This window comes from Streptomyces sp. CB02009 (assembly GCF_001905825.1).
In the GTDB taxonomy this organism is placed as follows: Bacteria; Actinomycetota; Actinomycetes; order Streptomycetales; family Streptomycetaceae; genus Streptomyces.
The window spans coordinates 1-4,962 of the sequence record NZ_LIVV01000027.1 but is presented as its reverse complement, the minus strand read 5'-3'; the positions used below and the strand labels follow the sequence as shown (position 1 = coordinate 4,962).

Sequence of the window (4,962 nt, the reverse complement as noted above, 5' to 3'; positions counted from 1 at the left end):
GCGAGCGGCTCGGCGGCGTCGGCACCGACGTGTTCGAGCTCCGTCCCCGCATTGGCATGGCCGGCATCGCCATGGCGGAGAAGCTCCCCAAGCGCCAGACCGTCCTGGAGACCGTCCTCACCGCCGCGTACGGCATGACCGCCACCTGGCACGAGGACTACGACCCGGTCGACGAGGAGCGCGCCAAGGCCTTCCTCGACCGCCTCGGCATGAACGACTACCTGGACCGGAGGTTCGGCACCCTCTCCGAGGGCGAGCGCAAGCGCACCCTGATCGCCCGCGCGATGATGACCGACCCCGAGCTCCTCCTCCTCGACGAGCCCGCCGCCGGCCTCGACCTCGGCGGCCGCGAGGACCTCGTCCGCCGTCTCGGCCGCCTCGCCCGCGACCCGTACGCCCCCTCCATGATCATGGTCACCCACCACGTCGAGGAGATCGCGCCCGGCTTCACCCACGTCCTGATGATCCGTCAGGGCAAGGTGCTCGCGGCCGGCCCCGTGGAGATGGAGCTGACCTCCCGCAACCTCTCGCACTGCTTCGGCCTGCCGCTCGTCGTCGAGCGCGTCGGCGACCGCTGGACCGCCCACGGCCTGCCCCTGAAGTAGCGGACGTAGCGCCGGCGTCCCGCACAGCCGCCCGCGCCCTGTCCCGGAGGACCCCACCGCCCTACCATGACCATGTGGACATCGACGCATGGGTCTGGTGGCTGATCGGCGCGGTGGGGCTCGGCATTCCGCTGGTCCTGACCGCGATGCCTGAATTCGGCATGTTCTCCGTCGGAGCGGTCGCGGGGGCGGTGACCGCCGCGCTCGGCTTCGGCGTCGTCGCCCAAGTACTGGTCTTCGTCGTCGTCTCGGTGGCGCTGATCGCGGTGGTACGCCCGATCGCCGCCCGGCATCGCGACGGCAGGCCCCAACACGCCTCCGGCATCGACGCCCTGAAGGGACGTCAGGCCGTGGTCCTGGAACGGGTCGACGCGAGCGGCGGCGGCCGCATCAAGCTCGCGGGCGAGATCTGGTCCGCCCGCGCGCTCGACTCCGACCAGACCTTCGAACCGGGCGCGCAGGTCGACGTGGTGGACATCGACGGGGCGACCGCCGTGGTCATGTGACCGAACCTCGCCCATGACGCTCCGCCGTCTGGGAAACTCGATCATCGAAAGCAACCCGGCAGTCAACCGGCAGCGAAGGGCACGGGGAACACGATGTCAGCAGTCATCATCGTCCTGATCATTCTGGTGGTGCTCGTCTTCATCGCCCTGATCAAGACGATTCAGGTCATTCCGCAGGCGAGTGCGGCGATCGTGGAGCGCTTCGGCCGCTACACCCGCACCCTCAACGCGGGGCTGAACATCGTCGTCCCGTTCATCGACTCGATCCGCAACCGGATCGACCTGCGCGAGCAGGTCGTCCCGTTCCCGCCGCAGCCGGTGATCACCCAGGACAACCTCGTCGTCAACATCGACACGGTCATCTACTACCAGGTGACCGACGCGAGGGCCGCGACCTACGAGGTCGCCAGCTACATCCAGGCGATCGAGCAGCTCACCGTCACCACCCTGCGCAACATCATCGGCGGCATGGACCTGGAGCGGACCCTGACCTCCCGCGAGGAGATCAACGCGGCGCTCCGCGGCGTCCTCGACGAGGCCACCGGCAAGTGGGGCATCCGCGTCAACCGCGTCGAGCTCAAGGCGATCGAGCCGCCGACCTCCATCCAGGACTCGATGGAGAAGCAGATGCGCGCCGAGCGCGACAAGCGCGCCGCGATCCTCACCGCCGAGGGCACCCGTCAGTCCGCCATCCTCACCGCGGAGGGCGAGAAGCAGTCCGCGATCCTGCGCGCCGAGGGCGAGTCCAAGGCCGCGGCCCTGCGCGCCGAGGGCGAGGCCCAGGCCGTCCGCACGGTCTTCGAGGCCATCCACGCCGGCGACCCGGACCAGAAGCTGCTCTCCTACCAGTACCTCCAGATGCTCCCGAAGATCGCCGAGGGCGACGCCAACAAGCTCTGGATCGTGCCCAGCGAGATCGGCGACGCGCTCAAGGGCCTCTCGGGCGCCTTCGGCAACAAGGACGGCAACGTCCCCGGCTTCAACACCAAGATCCCCTCGCCCGAAAGGCGAGACGAACCCTCGGTTGACTGACACGTACACGTAATCCTCGTGCATGATCGGTGCGAGCCCCTCGACCCCGACGACGTCAGGGCGGGGAGGCGACTCACTGACCATGTAAGGAGATGGCGTTGTCCATCTGGGAAGCCCTGGCAGTCTTCGCCGCCGGCATCGGCGCCGGCACCATCAACACCATCGTCGGATCGGGAACGCTCATCACGTTCCCGGTCCTCCTCGCGACCGGACTCCCCCCGATCACCGCGAACGTCTCCAACGCCCTCGGACTCGTCCCCGGCTCCATCAGCGGAGCCATCGGCTACCGGGCCGAACTCAAGGGCCAGAAGCACCGGATCATCCGTCTCGGCGCCGCCGCCCTCGTCGGCGGCCTGATCGGCGCGATCCTGCTCCTCGCACTGCCGTCCGACGCCTTCGACGCGATCGTCCCGGTCCTCATCGGCCTCGCGCTCGTCCTGGTCGTCCTCCAGCCCCGGATCGCCGCCGCCGTCAAGCGCCGCCGCGAACAGACCGGCACCGAGGCCCACCCCGACGGCGGCCCCGCCCTCCTCGTCGGCCTCCTCCTCGCCAGCATGTACGGCGGATACTTCGGCGCCGCCCAGGGCGTGCTCTACCTCTCCCTGATGGGCCTGCTGCTCCACGACACCCTGCAGCGGATCAACGCCGTCAAGAACATCCTCGGCGCCCTCGTCAACGGCGTCGCCGCCGTCTTCTTCCTCTTCGTCGCCGAGTTCGACTGGACAGCCGTCCTGCTCATCGCCGTCGGCTCCACCATCGGCGGCCAGATCGGCGCCAAGGTCGGCCGCAAGCTGCCGCCCACCGTGCTGCGCGGAGTGATCATCGCCGTCGGCGTCATCGCCATCCTGCAGCTGACGCTCCGTTAGCCCCGTCCGCCGGGAGCGGCGGAAGGGCCCGCCTCCCCACGCCGGGGGAGGCGGGCCCTTCCGTACGAGACAGGGCTACGCGGCAGCCTTCGCCAGCCAGTCCGGCAGCTCCGACCGCTCGCTCGCCCGCATCGCCAGCAGCATCGCGTCCGCCGGTGTCGGCTCGAACGGCTGGAACAGCAGCGGCATCCCCGCCTGCTCCGGCGTCCTGGCCGCCTTGCGGTGGTTGTCCTCGGCACAGGAGGCGACCGTGTTCAGCCAGCTGTCCCCACCGCCCTGGGCCCGCGGCACCACGTGGTCGACCGTCGTCGCCCGCCGCCCGCAGTACGCGCACCGGTGCTGGTCCCGTACCAGCACCCCCCTCCTCGACCACGGTGCCTGTCTTCGGAACGGCACCCGGACGTAGCGGCAGAGCCTGATCACCCGCGGCACCGGAAGATCCACGGCCGCACCTCGGACCCGCAGCTCGGGATGGGCGTGCTCGACGACGGCCTTGTCCGTCAGGACAAGCACCACCGCACGGTTGAGAGAGACCGTCGACAGCGGCTCGAAGCTCGCGTTGAGTACCAGCGTGTCCCGCATTGTGCCCACCTCCCGTGTGCAGGCCCGGCCCCGGAGCGGGGCGGTGGGGCCTGGATCAACGATGGCCGGGCCGGCCGGGGTCGGACAACGCAATATTTCCCGCGCAACAAAAGATGCCCGCTTCTGATCTCTCCAAGACCAGAAGCGGGCAAACAACAAACGAACGATCAGACCGCCGCGGGAGCCGCGTACTCGCCGACCAACTGGGCACGCCCCAGCGTGTGGAACCGCAGGTTGAACCCGACCACCGCCGGCGACACGTCACCGTCAGGACCGAGCTTCTCGCTGTCCACCGCGTACACCGTGAACACGTACCGGTGCTCTTCCCCCGCCGGGGGAGCGGCACCGCCGAAGTCCTTCGAGCCGTAGTCGTTCCGGACGTGCACGGCCCCGGCCGGCAGCCCCTCGAACGACCCCGACCCCGCACCGGCGGGCAGCTCGGTCACCGACACCGGGATGTCGAACAGCACCCAGTGCCAGAACCCGCTGCCCGTCGGCGCGTCCGGATCGAAGCAGGTGACGGCGAAGCTCTTCGTCTCCGCCGGGAACCCCTCCCAGCGCAGCTGCGGCGAGGTGTTCCCCGCCGCGTACACCTGCGCGTCCTTCAGGACTCCGCCCGGCGCGATGTCGTCGCTCACCACGGTGAACGCCGCCACCTCCGGATGGAAGTCATGCGGGAGCGGCGCCCTCTTGCCCTCGGACACGTCGAACCTCCGTATCGCCCGTACTGCCTCGGCAGCCTTTACGGGCCCGAGCCTAGAGCCAGTTGCGACGGCCGCCGACCTCGGCGAGCCACTGGTTCAGGTAAGCCGCCCAGTCGGTGGCGTGGAAGTCGTGCAGACCGACCTTGAACGCGCGGAACGAGTCGCTGCCCTCACCGAACAGACCCGGCTTCTTGTCCATCTCCAGAACGACGTCCATCTCGCGGTCGTCCGCGACGAAGCTGACCTCGACCTGGTTCAGCCCCCGGTACTGCTGCGGCGCGAAGAACTCGATCTCCTGGTAGAAGGGCAGCTTCTGCCGCGTCCCCCGGATGTGCCCGCGCTCCATGTCCGCGCTCTTGAAGCGGAAGCCCAGCTGGAGGAACGCGTCGAGGATCGCCTGCTGCGCCGGCAGCGGGTGCACGTTGACCGGGTCCAGATCACCGGAGTCCACCGCGCGGGCGATCTCCAGCTCGGTGGTCACACCGATGTTCATCCCGCGCAGCTGCTGCCCCGAGACCGAGGTCACCGGCGTCTCCCACGGGATCTCCAGACCGAACGGCACCACGTGCACCGCGCCGGCCTTCACCTCGAAGGCACCGCCCAGCCGGACCTTGACGAACTCGATGTCCTGCTTGAGCTCCTGGTCGCCGCCCTCGACCTCGACCCG

General features: G+C 69.4%; 7 protein-coding genes. 4 read left to right on the top strand and 3 right to left on the bottom strand.

Annotated elements, in window-relative coordinates; genetic code table 11:
• The 4 genes from AMK27_RS40845 to AMK27_RS40830 form a co-directional block, all read left to right on the top strand.
• Positions 1-605 (top strand): ABC transporter ATP-binding protein (locus AMK27_RS40845; protein ID WP_073919563.1); only part of this gene is annotated, 605 nt, incomplete at its 5' end.
• A gap of 74 nt (positions 606-679) precedes the next feature.
• Entirely contained in the window at positions 680-1,111 is a 432-nt protein-coding gene (locus AMK27_RS40840; RefSeq protein WP_073919561.1) for an NfeD family protein, read from the top strand.
• Positions 1,112-1,204: 93 nt separating this feature from the next.
• Positions 1,205-2,143: an SPFH domain-containing protein gene (locus AMK27_RS40835; RefSeq protein ID WP_073919559.1), complete on the top strand. Its 939-nt coding sequence runs from the start codon at positions 1,205-1,207 to the stop codon at positions 2,141-2,143.
• Between the two features lie 92 nt (positions 2,144-2,235).
• Positions 2,236-3,009 (top strand): sulfite exporter TauE/SafE family protein, encoded by a 774-nt coding sequence (locus AMK27_RS40830; protein ID WP_073919557.1) that lies wholly within the window; start codon positions 2,236-2,238, stop codon positions 3,007-3,009.
• A 75-nt stretch (positions 3,010-3,084) separates the two neighbouring features.
• Here the strand turns inward: AMK27_RS40830 and AMK27_RS40825 are convergent, their stop codons facing one another.
• The 3 genes from AMK27_RS40825 to AMK27_RS40815 all read right to left on the bottom strand — a co-directional run.
• A complete protein-coding gene (locus AMK27_RS40825; protein ID WP_073919555.1) occupies positions 3,085-3,591 on the bottom strand; it encodes an HNH endonuclease in 507 nt (168 codons plus the stop codon).
• A 167-nt stretch (positions 3,592-3,758) separates the two neighbouring features.
• A complete protein-coding gene (locus AMK27_RS40820) occupies positions 3,759-4,295 on the bottom strand; it encodes a YbhB/YbcL family Raf kinase inhibitor-like protein (RefSeq protein WP_073919553.1) in 537 nt (178 codons plus the stop codon).
• Between the two features lie 52 nt (positions 4,296-4,347).
• The coding region (locus AMK27_RS40815; protein WP_073919551.1) for a sporulation protein at positions 4,348-4,962 on the bottom strand (615 nt) is incomplete at its 5' end.